The organism is Chromobacterium sphagni, assembly GCF_001855575.1.
GTDB classification, from domain to species: domain Bacteria; phylum Pseudomonadota; class Gammaproteobacteria; order Burkholderiales; family Chromobacteriaceae; genus Chromobacterium; species Chromobacterium sphagni.
The window spans coordinates 267,835-293,735 of record NZ_MKCS01000002.1 but is presented as its reverse complement, the minus strand read 5'-3'; the positions used below and the strand labels follow the sequence as shown (position 1 = coordinate 293,735).

26 protein-coding genes are annotated in these 25,901 nt (G+C 65.9%); 9 read left to right on the top strand and 17 right to left on the bottom strand.

The features are described from left to right. Window positions 1–90: 90 nt before the first annotated feature. The gene (locus BI347_RS17225; protein WP_071112144.1) at window positions 91–861 is read left to right on the top strand and encodes an FCD domain-containing protein; all 771 of its coding nucleotides are present in this window, start codon (window positions 91–93) and stop codon (window positions 859–861) included. Between the two features lie 58 nt (window positions 862–919). On the opposite strand, the gene rfaD is transcribed toward BI347_RS17225, so the two are convergent. From rfaD to cmk, 10 genes are all read right to left on the bottom strand, one after another. Next, entirely contained in the window at window positions 920–1,915 is a 996-nt protein-coding gene (gene rfaD / locus BI347_RS17220) for an ADP-glyceromanno-heptose 6-epimerase (RefSeq protein WP_071116565.1), read from the bottom strand. A gap of 49 nt (window positions 1,916–1,964) precedes the next feature. Beyond that, window positions 1,965–2,555: a DUF924 family protein gene (locus BI347_RS17215; RefSeq protein ID WP_071116564.1), complete on the bottom strand. Its 591-nt coding sequence runs from the start codon at window positions 2,553–2,555 to the stop codon at window positions 1,965–1,967. 43 nt (window positions 2,556–2,598) lie between these two features. Then, window positions 2,599–3,561, bottom strand: a complete 963-nt coding sequence (gene rfaE1, locus BI347_RS17210; protein ID WP_071112147.1) for a D-glycero-beta-D-manno-heptose-7-phosphate kinase — start codon at window positions 3,559–3,561, stop codon at window positions 2,599–2,601. An 11-nt stretch (window positions 3,562–3,572) separates the two neighbouring features. After that, on the bottom strand, window positions 3,573–4,892 hold the full coding sequence (locus tag BI347_RS17205; RefSeq protein ID WP_071116563.1) for a UDP-glucose dehydrogenase family protein: 1,320 nt from the start codon (window positions 4,890–4,892) through the stop codon (window positions 3,573–3,575). After that, window positions 4,889–5,632: an orotidine-5'-phosphate decarboxylase gene (gene pyrF / locus BI347_RS17200; protein ID WP_071116562.1), complete on the bottom strand. Its 744-nt coding sequence runs from the start codon at window positions 5,630–5,632 to the stop codon at window positions 4,889–4,891. Before pyrF ends, BI347_RS17205 begins: the two co-directional genes overlap by 4 nt. A 77-nt stretch (window positions 5,633–5,709) precedes the next feature. Next, complete coding sequence (gene lapB / locus BI347_RS17195; protein WP_071112150.1) at window positions 5,710–6,867, bottom strand: lipopolysaccharide assembly protein LapB; 1,158 nt, start codon at window positions 6,865–6,867, stop codon at window positions 5,710–5,712. A gap of 63 nt (window positions 6,868–6,930) precedes the next feature. Then, window positions 6,931–7,224, bottom strand: coding sequence for a LapA family protein (locus BI347_RS17190; protein WP_071112151.1), 294 nt, complete (start codon window positions 7,222–7,224; stop codon window positions 6,931–6,933). A 137-nt stretch (window positions 7,225–7,361) separates the two neighbouring features. Beyond that, window positions 7,362–7,676, bottom strand: coding sequence for an integration host factor subunit beta (locus BI347_RS17185; RefSeq protein WP_071112152.1), 315 nt, complete (start codon window positions 7,674–7,676; stop codon window positions 7,362–7,364). A 7-nt stretch (window positions 7,677–7,683) separates the two neighbouring features. Beyond that, window positions 7,684–9,378, bottom strand: a complete 1,695-nt coding sequence (gene rpsA, locus BI347_RS17180) for a 30S ribosomal protein S1 (protein ID WP_095210789.1) — start codon at window positions 9,376–9,378, stop codon at window positions 7,684–7,686. Between the two features lie 97 nt (window positions 9,379–9,475). Then, window positions 9,476–10,144, bottom strand: coding sequence for a (d)CMP kinase (gene cmk / locus BI347_RS17175; RefSeq protein WP_071112154.1), 669 nt, complete (start codon window positions 10,142–10,144; stop codon window positions 9,476–9,478). A 216-nt stretch (window positions 10,145–10,360) separates the two neighbouring features. Here cmk and aroA point away from each other — a divergent pair, with 216 nt between their 5' ends. From aroA to BI347_RS17160, 3 genes are all read left to right on the top strand, one after another. Further along, the gene (aroA, locus tag BI347_RS17170) at window positions 10,361–11,647 is read left to right on the top strand and encodes a 3-phosphoshikimate 1-carboxyvinyltransferase (RefSeq protein WP_071116561.1); all 1,287 of its coding nucleotides are present in this window, start codon (window positions 10,361–10,363) and stop codon (window positions 11,645–11,647) included. A 65-nt stretch (window positions 11,648–11,712) separates the two neighbouring features. Beyond that, window positions 11,713–12,168 carry a pyrophosphohydrolase domain-containing protein gene (locus BI347_RS17165; RefSeq protein WP_071112156.1) on the top strand — a complete coding sequence of 152 codons (456 nt, stop codon included), beginning with the start codon at window positions 11,713–11,715 and terminating at the stop codon, window positions 12,166–12,168. 66 nt (window positions 12,169–12,234) lie between these two features. Further along, complete coding sequence (locus BI347_RS17160) at window positions 12,235–12,780, top strand: cytochrome b (protein ID WP_071112157.1); 546 nt, start codon at window positions 12,235–12,237, stop codon at window positions 12,778–12,780. Here the strand turns inward: BI347_RS17160 and BI347_RS17155 are convergent. Continuing rightward, window positions 12,772–13,764, bottom strand: a complete 993-nt coding sequence (locus tag BI347_RS17155) for a LacI family DNA-binding transcriptional regulator (RefSeq protein ID WP_071116560.1) — start codon at window positions 13,762–13,764, stop codon at window positions 12,772–12,774. The two genes, BI347_RS17160 and BI347_RS17155, sit on opposite strands and share 9 nt — an antisense overlap. Before the next feature lie 183 nt (window positions 13,765–13,947). Between BI347_RS17155 and ptsP the strand changes: the two genes are divergently transcribed. The 5 genes from ptsP (at window position 13,948) to BI347_RS17130 (ending at window position 22,382) form a co-directional block, all read left to right on the top strand. Continuing rightward, window positions 13,948–16,449, top strand: a complete 2,502-nt coding sequence (ptsP, locus tag BI347_RS17150) for a phosphoenolpyruvate--protein phosphotransferase (protein WP_071116559.1) — start codon at window positions 13,948–13,950, stop codon at window positions 16,447–16,449. Then, a complete protein-coding gene (pfkB, locus tag BI347_RS17145) occupies window positions 16,446–17,402 on the top strand; it encodes a 1-phosphofructokinase (RefSeq protein WP_071116558.1) in 957 nt (318 codons plus the stop codon). The genes ptsP and pfkB overlap by 4 nt, the downstream gene beginning before the upstream one ends. 34 nt (window positions 17,403–17,436) lie before the next feature. After that, on the top strand, window positions 17,437–19,104 hold the full coding sequence (locus BI347_RS17140; protein ID WP_071116557.1) for a PTS fructose transporter subunit IIC: 1,668 nt from the start codon (window positions 17,437–17,439) through the stop codon (window positions 19,102–19,104). A gap of 153 nt (window positions 19,105–19,257) precedes the next feature. Then, entirely contained in the window at window positions 19,258–21,135 is a 1,878-nt protein-coding gene (locus BI347_RS17135; protein ID WP_071116556.1) for an NAD(P)-binding protein, read from the top strand. A gap of 17 nt (window positions 21,136–21,152) precedes the next feature. Continuing rightward, window positions 21,153–22,382 carry a c-type cytochrome gene (locus BI347_RS17130; RefSeq protein ID WP_071113959.1) on the top strand — a complete coding sequence of 410 codons (1,230 nt, stop codon included), beginning with the start codon at window positions 21,153–21,155 and terminating at the stop codon, window positions 22,380–22,382. A 98-nt stretch (window positions 22,383–22,480) separates the two neighbouring features. Here the strand turns inward: BI347_RS17130 and BI347_RS17125 are convergent, their stop codons facing one another. From BI347_RS17125 to BI347_RS17100, 6 genes are all read right to left on the bottom strand, one after another. Then, entirely contained in the window at window positions 22,481–23,128 is a 648-nt protein-coding gene (locus BI347_RS17125; protein WP_139167060.1) for a hypothetical protein, read from the bottom strand. A gap of 158 nt (window positions 23,129–23,286) precedes the next feature. Further along, window positions 23,287–23,922: a glutathione S-transferase gene (locus BI347_RS17120; protein WP_071116554.1), complete on the bottom strand. Its 636-nt coding sequence runs from the start codon at window positions 23,920–23,922 to the stop codon at window positions 23,287–23,289. A gap of 25 nt (window positions 23,923–23,947) precedes the next feature. Next, entirely contained in the window at window positions 23,948–24,469 is a 522-nt protein-coding gene (locus BI347_RS17115; RefSeq protein WP_083339007.1) for a GNAT family N-acetyltransferase, read from the bottom strand. A gap of 29 nt (window positions 24,470–24,498) precedes the next feature. Beyond that, window positions 24,499–24,918 (bottom strand): GFA family protein, encoded by a 420-nt coding sequence (locus tag BI347_RS17110; RefSeq protein ID WP_071116553.1) that lies wholly within the window; start codon window positions 24,916–24,918, stop codon window positions 24,499–24,501. Window positions 24,919–25,018: 100 nt separating this feature from the next. Next, window positions 25,019–25,336, bottom strand: a complete 318-nt coding sequence (locus BI347_RS17105; protein WP_071113963.1) for a hypothetical protein — start codon at window positions 25,334–25,336, stop codon at window positions 25,019–25,021. A gap of 75 nt (window positions 25,337–25,411) precedes the next feature. Continuing rightward, entirely contained in the window at window positions 25,412–25,873 is a 462-nt protein-coding gene (locus BI347_RS17100; RefSeq protein ID WP_071113964.1) for a hypothetical protein, read from the bottom strand. Window positions 25,874–25,901: the final 28 nt, after the last annotated feature.

Here is a 25,901-nt window from a genome sequence, read left to right as displayed (position 1 = left end):
CCACCCCGGCATGCCACCCCTGCCAACCCTTGTGATAAGCTGCCCGCATCTGGTCAGACCAATACTCCGCCCGAGCGCGCCCCGACAAGCATGAACTACCCTAAAGTCACCCTGCCCAAGCTGTCCGACGTCATCGTCCGGCAATTGGAAAAACGCATTCTCGACGGCGTGCTCAAGCCCGGCGACCGGCTGCCGCCGGAGCGGCAACTGGCCGAGGAGTTCGGCGTGTCGCGGCCGTCGCTGCGCGAAGCGATCCAGCAACTGGCGTCGCGCGGCCTGCTGTCCAGCCGCCAGGGCGGCGGCACCTGGGTGACGGACAGGCTGGAAACCGCTTGGTCCGACCCGTGGGAAAAGCTGCTGCACCAACATGAGGAACTGCGCGGCGATCTGCTGGAGTTCCGCCGCGTGCTGGAGGGCACGGTGGCGCGCTGCGCCGCCAGCCGTGCCACCCCGGCGGACCTTGAGCGGCTGCAGCGTTGCGTGGACAAGTTGCAGCAGGCCTACAGCGGCGGCGATCTGACCGAACAGGCCCGGGCCGACGTCGAGTTTCACCAGGCAGTGGCGGAAGCTTCGCACAATGTGCTGTTCGCCCACCTGTCCGGCAGCCTGCTCTCGATGCTGCACCGCCATGTGAAGGACAATATCGCCAATCTCTTCGCGGTGGGCGAGGTGGCGGAAGCCTTGCGCGACCAGCACCTGGCCATCTGGCGAGCGATACGCGAACGCAAGCCGTCCGAGGCGCAACTGGCGGCGGAGCGCCATCTGGACTTTGTCGCCGGCACGCTACAGAGCCAACAGCAGCAGACCGAGCGCGACGAGCGCGCGCGGATGCGGCTGGCGCAGGGCAGCCCAGAACGCTGAAAACAATAAGGCCGCGCCATCCGAAGACAACGCGGCCTGTTGCGCCCCGCTCCGCGGCTTAGCGGCGGATCAGCCAATCCACATAGCGGTCCACGCCCTCGCTCACCGACAGCATCGGCGCGGCGTAGCCGGCCTCGCGCAGCTTGGCGATGTCGGCCTGGGTGAAGCTCTGATACTTGCCCTTGAGCGCGTCCGGGAAGGCGATGTACTCGACGATGCCCTGCTGCACCATCTCGTCCAGCGTCAGCGCCGGCTTGCCCTCATGGCGGCGGCAGGCGTTGACGGTGGCTTCAGCCACGTCGTTGAAGGGCTGCGAACGGCCGCTGCCCAGATTGTAGATGCCGCTCTTGCCCGGATTGTCGAGGAAGTGCAGATTGACCTTGACCACGTCCTCCACCGACACGAAGTCGCGGCTCTGCATACCGTCGCCCCAGCCGTCCCAGCCGCCGAACAGCTTGACCTTGCCGTGCTCGCGGTACTGGTTGAAATGGTGGAAGGCCACCGACGCCATCCGCCCCTTGTGCTGCTCCCGCGGACCGTAGACGTTGAAGTAGCGGAAACCCACCGCCTGCGAGGCCAGGCCTTCCTTGATGCGCTGGCGCAGCACCTGGTCGAACTGGAACTTGGAATAGCCGTAGACATTCAACGGCCCCTCGTGCTGGCGCTCCTCCTTGAACACCGTGCCCTTGCCGTAGGTGGCCGCACTGGAGGCGTACAAGAACTGGATTTCCTCGTGCTGACAGTAGTCGAACAAGGCCAGCGTGTACTGATAGTTGTTGTCCATCATGTACTTGCCGTCGTGATTCATGGTATCCGAGCAGGCGCCCTGGTGCAGGATGGCGGCCAGTTCGCCCTCGTACTCGCCGTCCAGCAGCAAGTGCAGGAATTCGTGCTTGTCCAGATAGTGCGAAATCTCGCAGTCCACCAGATTGTGGAACTTGTCGGCGTTGCTCAGATTGTCCACCGCGATGATGTCGGTGATGCCGCGCTGGTTCAACCCCTTGACCAGATTGGAGCCAATGAAGCCGGCCGCGCCGGTAACAACGATAGTCATGTGCTTGTCCTTGTGTCAGCCAGGGCTCGATGCCCGGCAAGTGTCAAATTCAGAACCCCGCTCCCGGCGTGGCGAGGTAAGCCAGCTCGGCGGCGCTGCTCCCCCTGCCCAATACGGCATTGCGGTGCGGAAAACGGCCAAACTCGGCGATGACCCGATGATGGCGCCGCGCATAATCCAGATAATTGCTGCCCGGCGCCGCGTCATCCAGCGCCAGGAACAGCTGCAGCGAACGCTGCTGGTCGGCAAGGTCTTCGCTGTGCTCGAACGGCAGATAGACGAATAGCCGCGCCACCGCCGGCAAAGCCTGGTCCAGACCTTGCTCCAGCGCCTGCCGCGCGCCCGCCCTGGCCTGGGCGTCGGTGGAGAACGCCCGCGGGTCGCCGCGGAACAGATTGCGCGGAAACTGGTCGGCGACGATCAGCCAGGCCAACGCCGCTCGGGCGTCTCCCGCGCCCATTTGCAATGCGCCGTCGGCAAGCCGCCGCCACAGCGGCAGGAAGCGCTGGCGGATGTCGGCGTCGAAGGCGTCGTCGCGGCGGAACCACGACTCGCGCGCCGCGGCCAGGCTGGAATCGTCGGCGCCGCCGAACCAGAACGTCAGCACGGCTTCCACTTGCGCCGGGGTCAACTGCGCCATCTGCACTGTCCTCACGAACGGGTCCGGCCGGATGCCGGGGATGTCAAAGCGCGAACAACTCCTGCTGCGAGCAGACCGCGGTGCCCAGCTTGCCCACCACCACGCCGGCGGCGGCATTGGCCAGGCTCATCGCCACCGGCATGCTCTGGCCGGCGGCCAACGCCAGGCCCAAGGTGCCGATCACGGTATCGCCGGCGCCCGACACGTCGTACACCTCGCGCGCGAAAGTAGGCTGATGCAGCGCGCCATCGGCGCGGAACAGCGTCATGCCCTCTTCGCTGCGGGTAACCAGCAAGGCCTCCAGGCTCAATTCTTCGCGCAGGGCCTCGGCCTTGCGCACCAACGCCTCCTCGCTGGACCAGGAGCCCGCCACCTGACGGAACTCGCTGCGGTTCGGGGTCAGCAGCGTGGCGCCGGCGTACTTGCTGTAGTCGTCGCCCTTGGGGTCGATCAGCACCGGCTTGCCCGCCTCGCACGCCAGCCGGATCATTTCCGCTACATGGGTCAGGCCGCCCTTGCCGTAGTCGGACAGGATCACCACATCATGACGGGCGACGATGGCGGAAAATTCCTGCAGCTTGTCCGCCAGAATCTCGTGACTGGGAGCGTCCTCGAAATCCAGCCGGATCAATTGCTGCTGCCGCGCCACCACCCGCAGCTTGACGGTGGTGGCGATATTCGCGTCGCGCTTGAACGAGGTGGCGATGCCATCGTCCAGCAGCAGTTGCTCCAGCACATCGGCCGCCTCGTCGTCGCCCACCACCGACAGGATGGTGGCCTTGCCGCCCAGGCCAGCGATGTTGCGCGCCACATTGGCGGCCCCGCCGGCGCGCTCTTCGCTGCGGCCGATCCTGGCCACCGGCACCGGCGCCTCCGGAGAAATGCGGGACACGTCGCCGAACCAGTAACGGTCCAGCATCACATCCCCCACCACCAACACCCGGGCCGCCGCCAGGCTCTCCGCCAGCTTGGCGGCGTCCAGCTTCAGTTCCTGCATCAAACCCATAGCTCTGTCCCTTATCGGCCAATGGCCAGGTAATCGAAGCCCTGTTCGCGCAGCCATGCCGGGTCGTACATATTGCGGCCGTCGAAGATCAATGGCCGCTTCAGGCTCCGCTTGATCGCGTCAAAGTCGGGCGCGCGGAACATTTTCCATTCCGTGACGATCAGCAGCGCGTCGGCGCCTTCCAACGCCTTCATCATGTCGTCGGCGAAGCGCAGGCGGGCATTGCCTCCCATCACGCGACTGGCCTCATGAGTGGCCACCGGATCGAAAGCCACCACTTCGGCGCCGCGGCGGCTCAGTTCGTCCACGATCACCCGGCTGGGAGCCTCGCGCATGTCGTCGGTATTGGGCTTGAACGCCAGCCCCCACAATGCGAAGCAGCGACCGGACAGATCGCTGCCGAAACGGCTCACCACCTTGTCCACCAGCCGCAGCTTCTGAATGTCGTTGGCCTCTTCCACCGCGCTCAGCACGCGCAACGTGTGGCCGTGCTCCTTGCCGGTCTGCACCAGCGCCTTGACGTCCTTGGGGAAGCAGGAGCCGCCGTAGCCGACGCCGGGATAGAGGAAATGGTAGCCGATGCGCGGGTCGGACCCCATGCCCAGCCGTACCTGTTCGATATCCGCGCCCATGGTCTCGGCCAGATTGGCCAGCTCGTTCATGAAGGAAATCCGGGTGGCCAGCATGGCGTTGGCGGCATATTTGGTCAGTTCGGCCGAGCGCACGTCCATCAGCAGCACCCGTTCGTGGTTGCGCTGGAACGGCTTGTACAGGCGGCGCATGATCTCGGCGGCGCGCTCGTCGTCGACGCCTATCACTACCCGGTCCGGGCGCATGAAGTCGTCGATCGCCGCGCCTTCCTTCAGGAATTCGGGATTGGACACCACGCTGTATTCGATGTCCGCGCCGCGGGCGGCCAACTCCTCCGCCATCGCCGCCCGCACCTTGTCGGCGGTGCCCACCGGCACGGTGGATTTGTCCACCACCACGCGGTAGCCGGTCATATGGCGGGCGATATTGCGCGCGGCGGCCAGCACGTATTGCAGATCGGCGGAGCCGTCCTCATCCGGCGGGGTGCCCACCGCGATGAACTGAATGTCGCCGAAGGCGACCGAGGCGGCCACATCGGTGGTGAAACTCAGGCGGCCGGCCGCTACATTGCGGCGCACCATGTCTTCCAGGCCCGGCTCGAAAATGGGGATGCCGCCCTGTTGCAGGATTTCGATCTTGCGCGGATCCACGTCCAGGCAGCAAACGTGGTAGCCGGTTTCAGCCAGGCAGGTGCCGGTCACCAGGCCGACATAGCCCGAACCAATCACTGTTACTTTCATGATTGCTTAGCCTGAGAAATTGCGATGTCGCGATTGATAGCGCGCAGCGTCGCCAGCGGATCCGCGGCGCGGGTGATCGGCCGGCCTATCACCAGGAAATCGGAACCGGCGGCCAGCGCGGCGGTCGGCGTCATCACCCGGCGCTGGTCGTCGCCGGCGCTGTCGGCCAGCCGGATGCCCGGCGTCACCAGCTTGAAGTCCTTGCCCAGCGTCTGCTTGAGCATGGCGGCCTCCTGCGCCGAGCACACCACGCCGTCCAGGCCGCAATCGCGGGTCAGCGTGGCCAGGCGCAGCACATGCTGCTCGGGCGAAGCCGCGATGCCCACTTCAGCCAAGTCTGCGGCCTCCATGCTGGTCAGCACCGTCACCGCGATCAACAACGGACGCTGGCTGTAACCGGCCAATGCTTCACGCGCGGCCTCCATCATGCGGCGGCCGCCGCTGGCGTGCACATTCACCATCCACACCCCGGCTTCGGCCGCAGCCTTGCAGGCGTGGGCAACGGTATTGGGGATGTCATGGAATTTCATATCGAGAAAAACCTGAAAGCCGCGCGCGGCCAGCGCTTCCACCAGGTCGCGCCCGCTGGAGGTGAACAGCTCCTTGCCCACCTTGAGCCGGCACTCGGCCGGGTCCAGCCGGCTGGCGAAGGCCAGCGCGCCGGCGGCGTCGGCGAAGTCAAGCGCCACCACCACCGGCGAGGGGGATCGGGCCTCGGCTGCTGCAATCAGAGGATTCATGGATGCTCCATCATTCTATTTATAAGTATGCATGAAGCGCCGCCGGCCCCGCCGGCGGCGCAAAATTCACAACCGCGTCAGGCTTCCGAACGGTTGGCGGTGAAGCTCTCCCATTCGCCGCAGGCCGGACAATGCCAGAAGAAGGCGCGGGAACGGAAGTTGCAGCATTTGCAGCGATGCACGCTCAAACGCTGCGAATGCTTGAGGATCAGCGCGCGCGCCACTTCGGCATCCATCCGCCCCTCCGGCGACAACTCGTCCATCTGCGCCTCTATCATCCGGTACACGCCGGACAAGCTGGGGCGCGCATGCACCGCCTCGCGCACGCCCTCCAGCGCGCGGGCCTCGCCGTCGTAGGTGGCGATCTTCTGGTACAGCAGATCGGTAAGCTCCAGTTGCGGGAAGGTGCGCTGATAGCCGCGCAGCAGGGCAATCCCCTCCGACGGCTTGCCCTGCTTTTCATAGGCGTCGAACAGCCGCTCGGCGGCCATCGACAGGTATTCGAAGTTCTGCTTCTCTATGCCCTGCCAAGCCGCCATCGCCGCTTCGACATCGCCCTCGGCGAACTCGATGTCGCCCAGGATCAGGCTGGCGCGCACGCATTTGCGGTTGGCGGCGATGGCCTCGGCCACGTACTGGCGCGCTTGGCTGTAATTGGACTTGTACAGCTCGCCCTGCGCCAGTTCGCAGTAAAACTGCGCCACTTCATGCTGGAAGGAATGGGCGTCGCTGCGCAGCTCCCTGGCGGTTTCGATCGCTTTTACCCAGTCGCGGTCCTGCTGGTAGATGTCCAGCAGCTGCCGCCGCGCCGCCAGCGCCATATTGCCCGACAGCAGCTTCAGCAGAATCTCCTCGGCCCGGTCCACCAAGCCCGCCTTGCGAAAATCCTGCGCCAGTTCGTTGCGCACCAAATCGCGCTGCTCGCCCGGCAGATCGGACGAATCCAGCATCTGCTGATGCAGGCGGATGGCGCGGTCGTTCTCGCCGCGCTTGCGGTACAGCTTGCCCAGCACATGCTGCAATTCCAGCGCCGCGCCCTGCTGGCGCGCCACCTCGGCCAAAGCCTGCGCCGCGACGTCGGTCTTGTCGTCTACCAGCGCGTCGAGGCCACGAAAATACGAGATCGGCACCGACTTGGCCTGCTTGAGCACGGTACGCATGTCCACCCGGGCCGCGAACCAGCCCAGACCAAAGAAGGCTGGAAACAACAGCAGCCACCACAAATCGAGTTCCAACAGCAATCCTTTCGGGACAATAGAATCCGGGCCGCCAAGGGCGGCCGGCAGGCTAGACGGCCATCAATCGGCGATGGCGTCGCTGGGATCGCTGACAACCTTGCTGGCGGGCGGACGGTTGCGCAGCTCTTTTTTCAACTGCGACAGCTCGCGGCGGGTCCTCAGGTAGAAGCTGAAGGTCGCCAGCAGGCCGACCACCGCGCCAGCCACGAAAAACAGCAGCAAGAAGACGATCAGCGGCGCCGACCAGGACTGGCCGAAGAATAATTTGAATTCGACTGCATGGCTGTTCTGCACGGTCACGGCGACCAGCAGCAGCAGCAGGGCCAGTTCGACGATACGCAACAAATATCGCATGGGTTCGCTCGATGGGTTTGCCGGAGTGCAATTTTAAACGATAGCCAGCCACAACCCAAGCCGCGGCGGCCATTGAATACGAAAAAAGCGCCGCATAATGCGGCGCTTTCGGCACGACAGGCGTCAAACAACTGCTATCAGGCCTGGGTCTGCTCCAACAGGGACAGATCCACGCGCTCGCGCAGCTCCTTGCCAGCCTTGAAATGAGGCACGTATTTCTCAGGAACCGAGACACTGGTGCCTGACTTCGGGTTGCGGCCGACACGCGGCGGACGGTAGTTCAGGTCGAAGCTACCGAAGCCGCGGATCTCGATCCGGCTTCCCTGAGACAGGTTGTTGGCCATCGCGTCCAGAATGGTTTTGACGGCCAACTCAGCATCTTTGTAGACCAACTGAGAATTGCGCTCGGCGAGTCTCTCGGACAGCCGCGCGATCAGCTCAGATTTGGTCATGACGCAATTACTCGTTGGAACCGGACAGTTTTGCCTTCAGCAGGGCACCCAGGTTGGTGGTGCCGGCGGAAGCGCTGTCAACGGTCGACAGGTTCTTCATTGCGGCATTCTCTTCCTGAGCGTCCTTGGCCTTGATCGACAGGCTGATATTGCGCGACTTGCGGTCAACGGCAACGATCACGGCTTCCACTTCTTCGCCATCCTTCAGGATGGAGCGAGCGTCTTCCACGCGGTCGCGGGACAGCTCGGAGGCGCGCAGGTAGCCTTCAACGTCGATATCCAGAGCGATAACGGCACCCTTGGCGTCAACGGACTTGACAGTGCCCTTGACCAGCGCGCCCTTGTCGTTCATGGCAACGAAGTTGTTGAACGGATCGCCTTCGAGCTGCTTGATGCCCAGGGAGATGCGCTCTTTTTCCACGTCGATGGACAGAACGACTGCTTCAACCTCGTCACCCTTCTTGAACTTGCGCACGGCCTCTTCGCCAGCTTCGTTCCAAGACAGGTCGGACAGGTGAACCAGGCCGTCGATGCCGCCCGGCAGGCCAACGAACACGCCGAAGTCGGTGATGGACTTGATCGCGCCCTTCAGCTTGTCGCCCTTGTGGAAGTTGTCGGCAAACTCGTTCCACGGGTTGGCCAGGCATTGCTTCATGCCCAGGGAGATACGACGACGGTCTTCGTCGATTTCCAGGATCATCACTTCCACTTCGTCGCCAACCTGAACCACCTTGGACGGGTGTACGTTCTTGTTGGTCCAGTCCATTTCGGACACGTGCACCAGGCCTTCGATGCCTTGTTCGATTTCAACGAACGCGCCGTAGTCGGTCAGGTTGGTCACCTTGCCGAACAGGCGGGTGCCGGACGGGTAGCGGCGGGACAGGCCCACCCAAGGATCTTCGCCCAGTTGCTTCAGACCCAGCGATACTCGGTTCTTCTCTTGGTCGAACTTCAGCACCTTGGCTTCGACTTCATCGCCAACCGCCAGAACTTCGGACGGGTGCTTCACGCGGCGCCATGCCAGGTCGGTGATGTGCAGCAGGCCATCGATGCCGCCCAGGTCGACGAACGCACCGTAGTCGGTGATGTTCTTGACGATACCCTTGATGACAGCGCCCTCTTTCAGGGTTTCCAGCAGTGCCTTGCGCTCTTCGCCCAGGGTTTCTTCCAGTACCGAGCGACGGGAAACCACGACGTTGTTGCGCTTGCGATCCAGCTTGATAACCTTGAACTCGATCTGCTTGTTTTCGTACGGGGTGGTGTCTTTCACCGGACGCACGTCAACCAGGGAGCCCGGCAGGAAGGCGCGGATGCCGTTGACCATGACGGTCAGGCCGCCCTTGACCTTGCCGCTGATCAGGCCGGACAGGATGGTGCCGGCTTCCAGAGCTTCTTCCAGCTCAACCCAGGCAGCCATGCGCTTGGCTTTTTCGCGGGACAGCTTGGTTTCGCCGAAGCCGTTTTCCAGCGCGTCGATTGCCACGGTCACGAAGTCGCCGATTGCAACTTCAACGACGCCCTGGTCGTTCTTGAATTCTTCAGCCGGAATCAGGGACTCGGACTTGAGGCCTGCGTTCACGGTTACAAAGTTGGAATCAACCGCCACAACTTCGGCAGTGATCACTTCGCCCACGCGCATATCGTGCAGGGTAAGGCTTTCTTCAAACAGCTGGGCGAAGTTTTCCATGGAGAGGGTAGTCATCAAGCGTACTCTCGGTTGCACACCTTGCGGCGTGCGGGGTTAGGGTTGAACACGCGACCGCCGCCGCAATGCAGCAAAAGAAACGGCCGTAAAAAAATCAATGGCCGGAAACCTGTCTTTCCCCAAACCATCCGAGGACCTTGTCGACCGCCTGGTCAATGGTCAGCTCCGTGGTATCGAGCAAAAAGGCGTCCGGCTCCTGTCGCAGCGGCGCTACCGGCCGGGCGGCATCCCGCGCGTCCCGATCGATAATGTCCTGCATAATTGTGGGGAGGTTAGCAGATTCCCCCTTGCCGATCAACTGCTTATAGCGGCGCCGCGCGCGCTCTTCGGCGCTGGCGGTCAGGAATATCTTCAAAGCGGCGTCCGTAAACACCACCGAACCCATGTCGCGGCCATCGGTCACCAGCCCCGGCGCCAGGCGAAAATCGCGCTGGCGCTGCAATAGCGCGGCGCGGACCGCAGGCAGCGCGCCCACCTTGGACGCGCCGATGCCGATCTCTTCGGCGCGGATATCCAGGCTGGCATCGTTGCCTTCCAGCCACACCGCGCCATCGGAAAACTCCACCGGCAGATTGGCGGCGGCCTCCGCCAGCTTCGACTCGTCATCCCAGGCGATGCTATGGCGGCGCCCATGCAGGGCCAGCAGCCGGTACAGGGAGCCGGAATCCAGGTAATGGAAATCAAGGCGCGAAGCCACCAGGGCCGCCACCGTCCCCTTGCCCGAAGCGGAGGGGCCGTCGATGGTAATCACCGGAACTGTCATGAAAGTCTGATCCTGTTGCAAATCTGATGCCACCGGCCCTCCGGCCACAGCCGGGAAAAGCCGGTCAAACCGGGGATTGTAGCGCAAGCAGACCGCAGGCTGTTGACGGAATGCGGCCCGCCGACGATTGCAAGCAGGCCGCTGCGGCGGGTACAGTGTCCGCTCTGCTCCGTCCAACCCGCTATACGCACCCGAGATAAAGCACGCCCAGTCAATATGGAACAACTGCATCTGCCCCCCCACTCCCGCCTTGGCGGCACCATCAAGCTCCCCGGCTCCAAAAGCATTTCCAACCGCACCCTGCTGCTAGCCGCGCTGTCAGGCGGCAGCACGCTGGTGCGGGATCTGCTGGACTCGGACGACATCCGCCACATGCTGGGCGCGCTGAAACTGCTGGGTGTGAAGATAGAGCAGCGGGGCGACAGCCGCGACTTCCGCGTGCACGGCGCGGACGGCAGCTTCCCGGTGAAGAGCGCCGAGCTGTTCCTCGGCAATGCCGGCACCGCCTTCCGCCCGCTCACCGCGGCGCTGGCGGTGATGGGCGGCAACTACCAGCTATCCGGCGTGCCGCGGATGCACGAACGCCCGATCGGCGACCTCGTCGACGCACTCAGCGCCGCCGGCGCCCACATCGAATACCTGGGCCAGCCCGGCTTCCCGCCGCTGGCCATCGCGCCGGCCGACGTGCATTGCGCCCGCCCCATACAGGTGAAGGGCAACGTCTCCAGCCAGTTCCTCACCGCCTTGCTGATGGCGCTGCCGCTCACCGGTGGCCAGACCGAAATCGAAGTGGTGGGCGAACTGATCTCCAAGCCCTATATCGAAATCACCCTCAACCTGATGGCGCAGTTCGGCATCCAGGTGGAGCGCCAGGGTTGGCAGCGCTTCGTCATTCCCGGCGGCCAGCACTATATCTCGCCGGGCGAGGTCTTCGTCGAGGGCGACGCCTCCAGCGCCTCGTACTTCCTGGCGGCCGGCGCGCTGGCAGGCGGCCCGGTGCGGGTGGAGGGCGTGGGCGAGGCCAGCATCCAGGGCGACGTGCGCTTCGCCGAGGCGCTGGAGCTGATGGGGGTGTCCATCCGCCGCGGCGCCAACTGGATAGAATCCAGCATGCAGGGAAAGCTCAAGGCGCTGGACCTGGACTGCAACCACATCCCGGACGCGGCGATGACGCTGGCGGTGCTGGCGCTGGGCGCCGAAGGCACCACCACGCTGCGCAACATCGCCAGCTGGCGGGTGAAGGAGACCGACCGCCTGTCGGCGATGGCGACCGAGCTGCGCAAGGTGGGCGCCATCGTGGAGGAAGGCGCCGACTACATCCGCGTCACCCCGCCGGCCGCGCTGACGCCCAACGCCGAAATCGACACCTACGACGACCACCGCATGGCGATGTGCTTCTCGCTGGTTTCGCTGCTGGGCGCGCCGCTGACCATCAACGACCCCAAGTGCGTGGCAAAGACCTTCCCCGACTACTTCCAGGCGCTGGCCTCGCTGCGGCAATAATCACAATATCTTTCCCGCCCAATCGATAGGCTACACAATATATATACATAAAGTGGAGCCTTTCGATGAGCGATCTATTCCAGATGCGCCGCGATTTCATGCGGCGCTTCGACATCCCCTCCCCCGACGCGCCGGAATTCCGCTCCGAGCAGCTCGCCATGTGGCAAACCATGCTGGACGAGGAGTGGGCCGAACTCCGCCAGGCGCTGGCCGACTACCAGACCCTGCCGGAGCAAAGCCCGGAACAGCAATTGCACAACCGAGCCGAACTGACCGCCGAAGCGGTGGACGTGCTCAATGTGGTTTGCGGACTGCTGCTGTCGCAAGGCCTGCCGCTGGAGGCGATGTGCCAGGCGATACACGACGCCAACCTGCGCAAATGCGTCGACGGCAAGGTGCTGCGCCGCGCCGACGGCAAGGTGTTGAAGCCGGAAGGATGGCGGCCGGCGGATAAGGTCGGCGTGATACGGCGGGCTCTGCCGCCGGCGGAAGCCAACAATACGTCACAAGCTTTGCCTTGAATTAAGACGCCCTTAAATTATCCCGGCTAAGCTTGAACATTCGCAAACTCACGACCGGGAGCCGAAATGCTGCGCAATTCCTCGCAAAGCTACGGACGAATCGCCCGCGCGCTGCACTGGCTGTGCGCGCTGGCGGTGATAGCCGCGCTAGTCTTCATCGAAATCAAAGGCAACTTTCCCAAGGGCAGCGCCGTGCGCGGCGGCCTGAGCTACGCCCACATCCAGGCCGGCTTGATTGTGCTGCTGCTTGCGCTGCCGCGCTTGGGCTGGCGGCTGGGCAATCCGCCGCCGGCCATCACTCCGCGCCCGGGCCGCGCCGCCGCGCTGCTGGCCCATGCCGGCCACTGGGCGCTATACGGGCTGATGCTGGCGCTACCCATCCTCGGCATCGCCTTCATCCAAGCCAATGGCCGCGAAGTGTCTTTCTTCGGCCTGACCCTGCCCGCGCTGCTGTCCCCCGCCCCCGCGCTGGGCAAGCAACTGAAGGATGTCCACGAGCTGCTGGGCAATGTGCTGTTGTGGCTGAGCATCCTGCATGCCGCAGCCGCAGTCTGGCATCACCGCTTGCTGAAAGACGACACCCTGACGCGGCTGATCGGCCCCTTACGCTGAACCGGCGCGCCGGCTGGAGCCACGCGGCACCAGTCGGCCGGCCAGCACCACCTTGCGCACCGGCCGCTCCGGCTGCCGCAAGCGTTCCAGCAGCATGCCCATCGCCGCCTGGCCGATCTCCGCCACCGGCTGCTCCACCACCGTCATACCGGGTTCGGTCAACTCGGTCCAGCTGTCGTTGTCGAAACCGGCCAGCGCCAGTTGCTCCGGCACCACCACGCCGGCGCCCCGCACCGCCTTCACCGCGCCCAGCAGCAGCAGCCCATTGCTGGCGATCAAGGCGCGCGGCGCATCCGGCTGCCGCAGCCAGTTGGCCACCTCCCGCTCCGCCGCCGCCGCGCTGGGCGCGACAAAGCGCGCCTCCACCGGCAAGCCGGCCTGGCTCAGCGCCGCGACAAAGCCGGCGTGGCGCTCGGCGCCGGTGCTGCTGGTATTGCCGAACAAGCCCCCGATGCTCCGATAGCCCTGCGCCAGCAGATGCTCCACCAGTTGGGCGGCGGCGGCGGCATTGTCCAGCAGCACCGCGTCGCAGGCGCTGGCGGGACCGGCGCGGTCTATCATCACCACGGGAAAACCCAGCGCCGACACGTCCAGCCGCGCCGCGGTTTCGCGCGTGGCGGCGAAGATCACCCCGCTCACCCGCTCCTCCTGCATCAGCCTAAGATATATCGCCTCCTTGTCCGGATTTTCGTCGGTATTGCACAGGATCACCCGCATGCCCTCGCGATAGGCGACGTCCTCCACCTCCCGGCTCACCGCGGTGAAAAACGGGTTGCAGATATCGGACACGATCAATCCCACGGTACGGCTGGACTGCGAACGCAGCCGGCGCGCCGACAGATTGGGCCGATAGCCGCTGCCGGCGATGGCCGCCTCCACCCTGGCCCGCAGCTCCGGGCTGACCGGACCGTTGCCCAAAACGCGGGAAACCGTGGCCACCGATACGCCTGCCAGTCGCGCGACATCCTTGATGCTGGTTGTCATGTTGAAATCGTTTTCAGTTTATTTGCGCCATGTTGCATTCAGTCAATCACAGGAGCAAGCGCAAAATAGTGGCCAGCCCTTCGCTGCGATGCAATATCAATACTTTATTGCCCGCGATGGATTGACAGAGAAAATGTAATCGTTTTCAATCGCCAGCATACGATCTCACCGACGAGGTACGCCGTGTCCGACGCCCTGCTCACTCCCCAACTGATACGCCTGGGCTGCCGGCCCGCCGACAAGGAGGCCGCCATCCGCGAGGCCGGCGCGCTGCTTGCCGCCGCCGGCTGCATCGCGCCGGACTACATAGCCAGCCTGCTGCGGCGCGAGGCGGTGGCCAACACCTATCTGGGCAACGGCATCGCCATTCCGCACGGCATGGCGGAAGACCGGGCGCAAGTGCTGCGCACCGGCATCGCCATCCTGCAAATACCGGATGGACTGGAATGGAACCCGGGCCAGCGCACCCATCTCTTGTGCGCCATCGCCGCCCGTTCCGACGACCACCTGGTGATGCTGCGCCAGCTGACCCGGCTGCTGCAGGACGAAGCCCGGCTGCTGCCGCTGCTCTCCACCGCCGATCCCGGCGAGCTGATCGCCGCGCTGGCCCAGCCAGCCGAAGCGCTGCCGCCGGACGCCGAAGCGCACGACCTGGACCTCTGCGAGGAATGGCGGCTGGATTACCCCAACGGTCTGCACGCCCGTCCCGCCGCCCTGTGGGTGGAGGCGGCGCGCCGCAGTCCGGCGCAATTGCAGGTGCGCCACGGCAACCTGGCCGCCGACGCCAAGAACCTGATCTCCCTGCTGCAGCTGGCCCTGCGCCAGGGCGCGCTGCTCACGGTGTCGGCGCGCGGCCCGCAGGCTGCCGAAGGGCTGAGGCAACTGCTGCAGGCGATGCGCGAAGCCAGCCTGGCCGAGCAGACCGCCGCCGCCATCGCGGCGCAACGCGCGGCCGGCCAGCGCAAGCGCGCGCTCTGGCAACCATCGGGCCGGGCGGTGTCGCTGCCGGGCATCAGCGCCAGCCCGGGCCTCGCCATCGGCACCGTGCGCATCCTGGCGGCGGCGCAGCTGAATGTGGCCGACCGTCCCGTCAGCCTGACCGAAGGCGGCGACCGCCTGCACGAGGCGCTGGCCGCCACCCGCCGCCAATTGTCGCAGCTGGCAGACGCCACCCAGGCCGCGCTGGGCGCCGCCGAAGCCGACATCTTCCGCGCCCAGGCCGAGCTATTGAACGACACCGACCTGATCACCCTCAGCTGCCAGCTGATGGTGGCCGGCCACGGCGTGGAATGGTCGTGGCACCAGGCGGTGGAGCGTCTGGCGGAAAAGCTCTCCGCGCTGGGCAACCCGCTCTTGGCGGCGCGCGCCGCCGACCTGCGCGACGCCGGCCGGCGCGTGCTGTTCCAGCTGGACCCCTCATTGCAAAGCCGCGCGCCGGCAGAATTCGGCGCCGACACCATCCTGCTGGCCGCCGACCTGGCGCCGTCCGACACCGCCAGCCTGGACCCCGCCCGCATCAAGGGCCTGGCCACCGCCCACGGCGGCCCCACCTCGCACACCGCCATCCTGGCTCGCACGCTGGGCCTGCCGGCGCTGGTGGCTGCGGGTAACGCGCTGCTCGACGTGGCCGACGGCAGCCCGGCCATTCTGGACGGCGACAGCGGCCGGTTGTACCTGGACCCAAGCGAGCAGGACCTCGCCTCCGCCCGCGGCTGGCAGCAGCGGCAGAACGAAGAGCGGCTGCGGCAGCAAAACGAGCGCCAGGAGCCCGGCCAGACCGCCGACGGCCGCCGCATCGAGATCGCCGCCAACCTCAACCGGCCGGAACAGGTGGCCGGCGCGCTGGAGGGCGGCGCCGAAGGCGTGGGCCTGATGCGCACCGAATTCCTGTTCCTGGAGCGCGAAACCGCGCCGGACGAGGACGAGCAGCATCGGACTTATCTGGCGATGCAGCAGGCGCTGCAGGGCCGGCCGCTGATCGTGCGCGCGCTGGACATCGGCGGCGACAAGCAGGTGCCCTATCTCAAGCTGCCGCGCGAGGACAATCCCTTCCTGGGCATGCGCGGCGCCCGGCTCTTGCTGCGCCGCCGCGAACTGCTGGAGCCGCAGCTGCGCGCGCTGTACCGCGCCGCCAACAGCGGCAAGCCGCTGTCCATCATGTTCCCGATGATCAGTTCGCTGAAGGAGATCACCCGGCTCAAGGGCTGGTGCGAAGGCATACGCAAGGAGCTGGACGCCCCGACGGTGCCGATAGGCATCATGGTGGAAGTGCCGGCGGCGGCGCTGCTGGCCGACCAGCTAGCGCCCTATGTCGACTTTTTCTCCATCGGCACCAACGACCTCACCCAATACGCGCTGGCTATAGACCGCCAGCACCCGGAACTGGCCGCCGAAGCCGACAGCCTGCACCCGGCGGTGCTGCGGCTGATCCGCCACACCGTGCGCGGCGCGGCGGAGCACCGGCGCTGGGTCGGAGTATGCGGCGGCATCGCCGGCGACCCGCTGGGCGCCGCCATCCTAGCCGGCCTGGGAGTGGACGAGCTGTCGATGAGCCCGCGCGACATCGCCGCGGTGAAGGCCATGCTGCGTCGCCACGACTACGCGCGGCTGCAGGGCCTGGCCGAACAGGCGCTGGCCTGCGACAGCGCCGAGGAAGTGCGCCAGTTGCTGGAGGTGCTCGCATGAACGCCGCCCTCCACACCGTGACGCTGAATCCGGCGCTGGACCAGACCGTCACGCTGGACGAGTTGCGCGCGGGCGGCGTCAACCTGGCGCGCGCCGCCCAGCTCAACGCCGGCGGCAAGGGCGTCAACGTGGCCAGCTGCCTGGCCGACTGGGGCCACCCCGCCACCGTCCACGGCCTGCTGGGACAAGCCAACAGCCGCCCCTTCGAGCAGCTGTTCGCCGCCAAGCGCCTTCCCGACCGCATGCTGCGGCTGCCCGGCGACAACCGGGTCAACATCAAGCTGGCCGATCTCAAATCCGGCCTCACCACCGACATCAACCTACCCGGCCTGCAGGCCGCGGAAACCGACCTGCGGGCGCTGGCCGCCAGCCTGGCCGGCCTCGGCGCTAGCGACTGCGTGGCGCTGGCCGGCAGCCTGCCGCCCGGCCTGCCGCCGGACAGCCTGGCCCGCCTGTGCAGCCAGCTGAAACGGCAGGGCGCCTGGGTATTGCTGGACAGCAGCGGCCCGGCGCTGGCCGCCGCGCTGGCCAATCCGCCGGCGGCGCTGCCGGACTGCGTCAAGCCCAACCGCGAGGAGCTTGAGCAATGGGCGGGCCGTCCGCTGGCCACGCTGACGGAGATCGCGCATTGCGCCCAGGACCTGCAGCGGCAAGGCATTGCCCGCGTGGTGGTGTCGCTGGGCGAGCAAGGCGCATTGCTGGCGGACAGCGACGGCGCGCGGCTGGCCAGCCTGCCGCCGCAACGGCCGCTGAGCACCGTCGGCGCCGGCGACGCGCTGGTGGCGGGGCTGATGGCCGCCCGCCAACAACGCTTGAGCGGCGACGACAGCCTCAGGCTGGCGGTGGCCTTCGCCGCCGCCAAGCTGCAATGCGTCGGCCCGCATCTGCCGGAGCCGCAACTGATACGCCGGCTGGCGGGCGAAGTCCGCCTGCAAACCCTGGCCGCGGCCTGAAACCGGCGCCTACCTTTCCAGACAGGGGATATTCATGAGCATCGTCGCCATCATCCGCGCCGGCGAGCGCAGCACCCAGGCGCTGCTGGCCGCCGAGGCGCTGCGCCAGGCCGCCAGGCAGCAGGGCCTGCAGATAGACATAGAAATAGACGGCCAGCCGGCGCTCAGCGCCGGCCAACTGGCCGCCGCCGGGCACATCCTGCTGGTGGGCGAGGCCGACGACGCCCGCCTCGGACAACGCCCCGGCCGCCGCGCCACGCTGGACGCGGTGCTGGCCGACCCGGCAGCCCAGCTGCAGCCGGCGGCCGCCGCCGAGCGCCCGCTGCGCATCGTCGCCATCACCGGCTGTCCCACCGGCATCGCCCACACCTTCATGGCGGCGGAAGGACTGCTGCAGGCGGCCAAGGCGCTGGGCCACGCCATCCGCGTGGAAACCCAGGGCTCGGTCGGCGCGCAGGACGCACTCAGCCCGGGCGAGATCCGCGACGCCGACCTGGTGGTGATCGCCGCCGACACCCAGGTGGCGCTGGAGCGCTTCCGCGGCAAGCGGCTGTTCCAGAGCGGCACCAAGGCGGCGATAGGCGACGGCCAGGCGCTGCTGCGCCGCGCCATCGCCGAAGCCTCGCCTTGCCAGCCGGCCGGCGCGGCGGACGCGCGGGCCGAACCGGCTCAAAAAACGCAGGACGGCCCCTACAAGCACCTGATGACCGGCGTATCCTTCATGCTGCCCTTCGTCACCGCCGGCGGCATCCTGATCGCGCTGGCCTTCGCGCTGGGCGGCATCTATGCCTTCGACGACGCCCACAAGGGCACGCTGGCCTGGTCGCTGTTCCAGATCGGCGCCAAATCGGCGTTCGCGCTGATGGTGCCGATACTGGCCGGCTACATTTCCTACTCCGTCGCCGACCGCCCCGGCATCGCCCCCGGCATGGTGGGCGGCATGCTGGCCGCCAGCCTGGGGGCCGGCTTTCTCGGCGGCATCGCCGCCGGCTTCATCGCCGGCTACGGCACGCGCTGGCTGAACCGGCATATCCGCCTGGGCCAGCATCTGGACGGCCTCAAGCCGGTGCTGATCCTGCCGGTGCTGGGTTCCTTGCTGACCGGCCTGCTGATGATCTACGTGGTGGGCGCGCCGGTGGCTGCGCTGCTGGCGGCCCTCACCCAGGCGCTGCAAGGCATGCAGGGCAGCAGCGCGCTGGCTCTGGGCGCCCTGCTGGGCGCGATGATGGCCTTCGACATGGGCGGCCCGGTCAACAAGGCGGCCTACGCCTTCGCCACCGGCCTGATCGCCAGCCAGGTATACACGCCGATGGCGGCGGTGATGGCGGCCGGCATGACGCCGCCGCTAGGGCTGGCCCTGGCCACCCGACTGTTCCGCGACCGCTTCACCCCGGACGAATACGAGGCCGGCAAGGCCGCCGGTGTGCTGGGCCTGGCCTTCATCAGCGAGGGGGCAATCCCCTTCGCCGCGCGCGATCCGCTGCCGGTGATCCCGGCGCTGATGGCCGGCTCGGCGCTCGCCGGCGCCATCTCGATGGGCATGGGTGTAGCGCTGAAAGTGCCGCACGGCGGCGTGTTCGTGCTGCCCATTCCCAACGCGGTGCAACACCTGGGCAGCTACCTCGCGGCGCTGCTGGCCGGCACCATCGCCACCGCGCTGCTGCTTGGCCTGCTGAAGAAGAAAATCCCCGCCGCCAACTGACCCCGCAGTCCATCCGCCATGAACAGGCATGCGATAAGCACTCTGCGCATGCCTGTTTACATTAGAAAACATTAATAATTAATTTGTTATAATGGCGTCACAGACGGCACACAGATGCCGCTGCTTCATGACAAACAACAATCAGGAAAAGCCATGTCCATTACCCGCCGCGACTTCCTCAACGGTTTCGCGCTGACTGTGGCTGCCGGGCTCACCCCGCTGGAAATTCTCCGTGCCGCACCCCGTCAGATCAGCGCCAGCTACTACCCGCCTTCGCTCACCGGATTGCGCGGCAATCACGATGGCTCGTTCGAAAATGCCCACAAGCTGGGACGCGCCCACCACGCCTACAACCTGTCCGGCGCCAAGGTGGAAGAGCATTACGACCTGGTGGTGGTCGGAGGCGGCATCAGCGGCCTGTCCGCCGCCTACTACTACCGCAAGAAGCACCCGCAAGCCAAGGTGCTGATCCTGGACAACCACGACGACTTCGGCGGCCACGCCAAGCGCAACGAGTTCAAGGTGGGCAACCGCCTGGTGCTGGGCTACGGCGGCACCGAATCGCTGCAATCGCCCAAGCATGTGTTCAGCAAGGAAGCGCTGGCGCTGATGAAGGAGCTGACCGTCGACATCGATGGCCTGGCCAGCCACTTCCACCGCAATTTCTATCCCGACCTCAAGCTGTCGCGCGGCGTGTTCTTCAACCGCGAAGACTTCGGCGCCGACAAGGTGGTAGGCGGCGACCCTTACCTGCAGGTGGCGGACGATATCGATCCCAAGCGCCTGAACGCGCGTCCGATCCGCGACTTCATCAACGATTTCCCGATGTCGAAAAAGGACCGCGACGCGCTGATCGACCTGCACACCAGCCGCCGCGACTACCTGGGTGACATGCCCAAAAACAAGCGCGAGGCCTACCTGGCCAAGATCAGCTACAGCACCTACCTCACCCGCCACGTCGGCCTCAGCGCCACCGCGGTGCGCTTCTTCCAGTCGCGCAGCAACGACTTCCAGGCGGTGGGCATAGACGGCCTGCCGGCTCTGGACGCGCGCAACCTGGACCTGCCAGGCTTCCACGGCGTGGCCGGCCTGGGCAAGATCAGCGCCGAGGCGGAAGCCGAACTGCGCGACCCGTACATCTACCACTTCCCGGACGGCAACGCCTCCATCGCCCGCCTCCTGGTGCGCAAGCTGATCCCGCAAGTCGCGCCGGGCAAGGACATGAACGACATCGTGCTGGCCCGCTTCGACTACAGCCAGCTGGACGTGGCCGGCCGCCCGGTGCGGCTGCGGCTGAGCAGCACCGTGGTGCGGGTGGAGAACGGCAAGGGCGCGGTGGACATCGGCTACCTGGACTCGTCCGGCAAGCTGCGCCGCGTGCAGGCGCGCCACACCGTGATGGCCTGCTACAACATGATGATCCCGCACATCATGCCCAGCCTGGCCGACGACCAAAAGCAAGCGCTGGCGCAAAACGTCAAGGCCCCACTGGTCTACACCAAGGTGGTGCTGAAAAACTGGGACAGCTTCATGAAGCTGGGCGTGCACGAGCTGTACTGCCCGTCCATGCCCTACAGCCGCATCAAGCTGGACTATCCGGTGGATATAGGCGGCTACCAGCATCCGCGCAAACCGTCCGAACCGATGTGCCTGCACATGGTGTACGTGCCCACCATCGCCGGTTCCGGCCTGGACCCGCGCACCCAATGGCGGATGGGCCGCGCCAAGCTGCTGGCCATGCCGTTCGCCGAGATGGAGACCATGGTGCGCGAGCAGCTGCAGCGCATCCTCGGCCCCGCCGGCTTCGATCATCAGCGCGACATCGCCGCCATCACCGTCAACCGCTGGTCGCACGGCTACTCCTACTTCCTCAACTCGATGTACGACGACGAAGAAGAGTCCAAGCGCATCATCGCCACCGCCCGCCGCCCGGCAGGCAATGTGGTGATCGCCAACTCCGACTCCGACTGGAACCCGTACACCCACGCCGCCATCGACCAGGCATGGCGCGCCGTCAACGAGCTGAGCTGAACCACAGGAATACCGTGATGAAACTGATGAATACCTTGGGCCTTTTCGCCCTGCTGGCCGCCGCGCAGACGACGTTGGCCACCGCCGACACCGACAGCGTGCGCCGCGGCGCCTACCTCGCGCGCGTATCCGACTGCATCGCCTGCCACAGCGCGCCAGGCGGCAAACCCAATGCCGGCGGCCTGGCCATGGACACCCCAGTCGGCAAGATCTACTCCACCAACATCACGCCGGACAAGGAAACCGGCATCGGCGACTACAGCTACGAGGACTTCGCCCGCGCGCTGCGCCAGGGCGTGGCCAAGGACGGCCATTCGCTGTATCCGGCCATGCCCTATACCTCCTTCGCCCGCATCAACGACGCCGACATGCGCGACCTCTACGCCTACTTCATGCGCGGCGTGGCGCCGGTGGCGCAGGACAACCGCGACAGCGACATCCCGTGGCCGCTGTCGATGCGCTGGCCGCTGGCGTTGTGGCGCTGGTTCTTCCATGACGACAGCGCCTACCAGCCGACCGCCGGCCAGAGCGCGCAATGGAACCGCGGCGCCTACTTGGTGCAGGGCATGGCTCACTGCGGCACCTGTCACACCCCGCGCGGCGCGGCCTTCCAGGAAACGGCGCTCACCGACAAGAAGCCGGGCTACCTCACCGGCTCGCAGCTGGCCGGCTGGTACGCCGGCAACCTCACCGGCGACGCGCGCGAAGGCCTGGGGGGCTGGTCGGCGGAAGAACTGGTGGAATACCTGCAGAAAGGCCGCAACCGCTACACCGCCGCCTTCGGCCCGATGGCCGAAGTGGTGCATTACAGCACCCAGCACGTCAGCCACGACGATCTGACGGCGATGGCGGTCTACCTCAAGAGCCTGCCGGGCGCCGGCGCCGCCGATGTGAAGCCGGTGCGCACCGGCTCCGCGCTGTTCTTTGAAAACTGCGCCACCTGCCACCAGGCCAACGGCCAGGGCCACGACAACGTGGTACCGGCGCTGGCCGGCAGCTCGGCGGTGATGGCCCGCGACGCCACCTCGCTGATCCGCGTGGTGCTGGAGGGCGGCGTCAACACCCGCACCAGCCATCTGCCGTGGGAATACAGCATGCCCGGCTACGCGCAGCAGCTGTCCAACCAGGAAGTCGCCGACGTGCTGAGCTATATGCGCCAGAGCTGGGGCAACGCCGCCAGTCCGGTCGACGCGGACCAGGTGGCCGAAGTGCGCGGCGCCATCGCCAAGACCAGCCAGGCGCAATAAGCGCCAGGGACGCAAGAACGCCGCCGCATCTTTAATATGATGCGGCGGCGTTTGTCCTTGCCTCCCCAGGCGGGCTGACGGGACGGGCCCGTCAGCGATCAGGGCGCGTTCAGCGTGAACACATCGCCGCACTGGACGGTATTGCCGCGGCCGTAGACGCTGAGGGAGATCTGCCGCCCCGATTGCACCGCGCTGACGATGTCGCCGGTATTGAAGCAGTTGTACCAGGCGCCGCTGCGGTCGTTGATCACGCCCCAGGAATAGACGCCGCGGCCGGCGATCTTGTCGATGCCGGCCTTGGCGAGATCGACCTCGTAAGGATGGCCCGCCAGCGGCCCGCTCGCCCAGTTCACCGCCAGCCCGGTGGCGAAGCCGCCCACCGAAGGCCGGCAGCTGAGCGCGCCCTGCTGGCGGCCATCCGCCAAGGCGGAGGTGGTGAACGCGCACACCGCGCCGCTGCTGCCCACATAGCTGCCGGCGACGAACTGCAACCCCTGCGGGCTGGCCGACGGCTTGATGGTCTGGGCCGGCTTGCCTATCGCGCCATTCTTGTCCACTGGCAGGGTCAGGGTGATGTCGGAATAATGGATTTTGCCTGCCGCATCCTGGCTAGGCACCCGATACAGGCTGACGGTATTGCCGTTGGCGATCACGCTGGCGCCTTCCAGATTGACCACGGGCACCACGGCTGCCTGCCCCGCCGCGGCAAAGCCGCAGGACGCGGCCAATAACAAGAGTTTTTTCATCAAATGCGCGCTCCATCGCTGTGCGGTCTACCGGCGGCCGCCGGCTCATCCGCAACGGCCGCCGGAAACAAAGAATGGATAATATCAGCGCGCAAACATTGCCAAAAGCATGTTTTGAATGAAAGCGCGCCAGAAAATCGCTCCCCTGGCGCAAAACATCAGCGGCTGGACCGATACGTCGCATCGCCATACGGCGCGGCCCTGAATTCCGCCAGCGCCTCCGCTTGGGCAGACAAGGCGCTCAGTGCGGGATAAGGCCCGATGGGCACGATGTCGGCAATCATCTGCCGGCTGAAATTCCAGGCTACCGCGGCGGTCAACAACGCTTGATCCATCGATTCGCTGCGAATCTCCGGCAAACCCGGAGCGAACTCCCGCTCCAGCTCGTCATAAGCGGCCAGCAACTGGCCGCTTATCCGCTCCAGCCAGGGCTGGTACAGCATCTGCTCCGGCCGCAGCTTGCGTTCATAGACAATCTGCACGCTCTTCTCGCAGGCGGCCAGGGCCAGCCCCGTAAGCCGCAGGCCGCGCAGCAGCTGGCGCGGCTCGGACGGCAGCAGGCTGCGCGCCCCTGCAATCGATTCGGCATACTGCAGGATCAGTGTGGAGTCCATCAGCGCCGAGCCGTCGTCGCAAATCAAGGTCGGAGCCTTCACCACCGGATTGACGGCGCGGAAGTGGTCAAAGGTGCTGAACACCGATAAGGGCTGGTGCTCAAAAGGAATGTCCAGTAATTGCAGGGAAATCGCGACGCGACGGACATAGGGGGAATCCAGCATGCCAATCAGCTTCACAAGCGCTCCTTATCACAGTTGGGAATCAGCGGCCGGACCGCTCCTCTCCATCGCCCGGAACGCGATGAACCGGGTACAGCCACTGTAACAAAGACTCGTCGTCCTGATCCACCACCACCCCGCCGCGCAAGAAGCCCAGCTTCTGCGCCACCCGGGTCGAAGCCAGATTGTCCGCATTGATCTGCGCCAGGACCTCCAGCACTTCGCCGCTGTCCCGCGCGCGCTCCAGCAGCAGGCGCACCGCCATTGCCGCCGCGCCCAGCCCCCGGCAGGCGGGAGCGACCGAATAGCCTATCTCCACCCGGCCTGCGCATGGGCTTCCCTTGAAGCCGCAGGCTCCGACAATGCGCCGCTCGGCGTCGCGCATGTAAAACGGCAGACACCAGCGCTCGGGATCGCCGGCTCGCAGACGCTCCAGCGCCCGCGTCGCCACCCGCGGCGGCGGCATCGCCCCATCTACCGCCCGGCCCGACAAGCGGCGCGGCGTCAACGCCTGTTCGAGATCGACCAGTTCGCCTGCCGCAATCGGCTCAAGAAATATCTGCATTACGCCTCGCGCTGGAACGTTGGAAAAGATTAAAGGAAACGGACGTCCCCGATCCAGTTGCGGGCGCGGCGGGCCAGGCGATCAGCCTCGCCCTCGCCGTCAAACGAAACCGGCTCATCGCAGCCCTCCGGAATGGACAGCGCTTCAAACGCATTGACGTTGACCACCGCGTATACATTGCCAGCAATCCGGCTGCTCACCAGCGGCGCCACGCCGCATGCGGCGCAGACATGGAATTCGGCGGTGCCGGCGCCGGAACGGCAGCACGACACCCGCCCCGGCTCGCGGACGCTCACCCGCAAACTGCCATCGCGGCAAGAGGTCCACACCCCGCCATGCTTGCGGCAGAAGCTGCAGGCGCAACGCCGGGCTGGAATCTCAGCCGGCCCCGGCAACCAGTTCAGGTCGAACGAGATATTGCCGCAATGGCAAGCGCCATCGATTCTCATCCATTCATCCCTTGTAATGGAACGCCGTTGCGCAGAGCATCCCGCCCGCCAAAGAGAACGGCCCGCTTGCGCGAGCCGTCGCATCCGCGCAAGCCCGGCATCAGCACGGAATATGCACGCTGTTCGATCCGGCGTACAGATTGACGCAGGACTTGCCCGACCCGGCACCCTTGACCGTGAAATGCCTGTCATTGGGCTGATGGCAGCCTTTGACCACGGTCAGCTTGCAGGCGCTCTTGTCTATCATCTGCTTCAGATCGCTGCTGTAGCCGGCCAGATAGGCGCTTGCGCCGGCCTGGGTATAGGCCTGCGCATTGCTATTGGCGGGCGAATCCCAGCCACTCTCGAAAACGATGCGCGCCTGCGCGGTGGAAGCCAGCAGCGCGCAAGCGCAATATGCGATCAACGGAACGCTCATCTTCACTCTCCCAGGGTTGACTTTCTTCATCAGTCAGAACGCCCTGCCCTGGCGCGCGTGAAAACAACAGACGCCTCACCCTTTGCGCTGATGCAGCACCCGGCGCACGTCCCGCGCCGCCTTCAATGGCGTGGCGGAAAAATTGGTGGCGGCGAAATGCCCCGCCTGGCGCGACGCCTGGGACATCGCTGCGCCCGAGGCGTAGCCCACTTCCAGCGCCTGGCGCATCACCGCTATCGGCGCGGCATCGTTGTCCGGCAGCTGCTGCCGCAAGCAGCGCCCCACGTCGGCCATCAGCCTTTCCGCGACCAGCATCAGCTCGCGCTGGGTATCGGCCTGCGCCTGCCACAGCGCGGCCCCGACCAGCAGGCCGCCGTCTATCCTTTTTTCCATCTCGCATTCGGACAAGGGAAAGCTGGGCGACAACGACGACAGCCAGGTGCTACAGACGTCCTCCTGCACCTCAAGCCAGCGCCGCTGCCCCCTCTCCATCGCACCGCAATACGTTTCCATCGCTCCGACGATCCAGCTGGCCATATGGCCTCCTCATCGATAGACGCAAGCC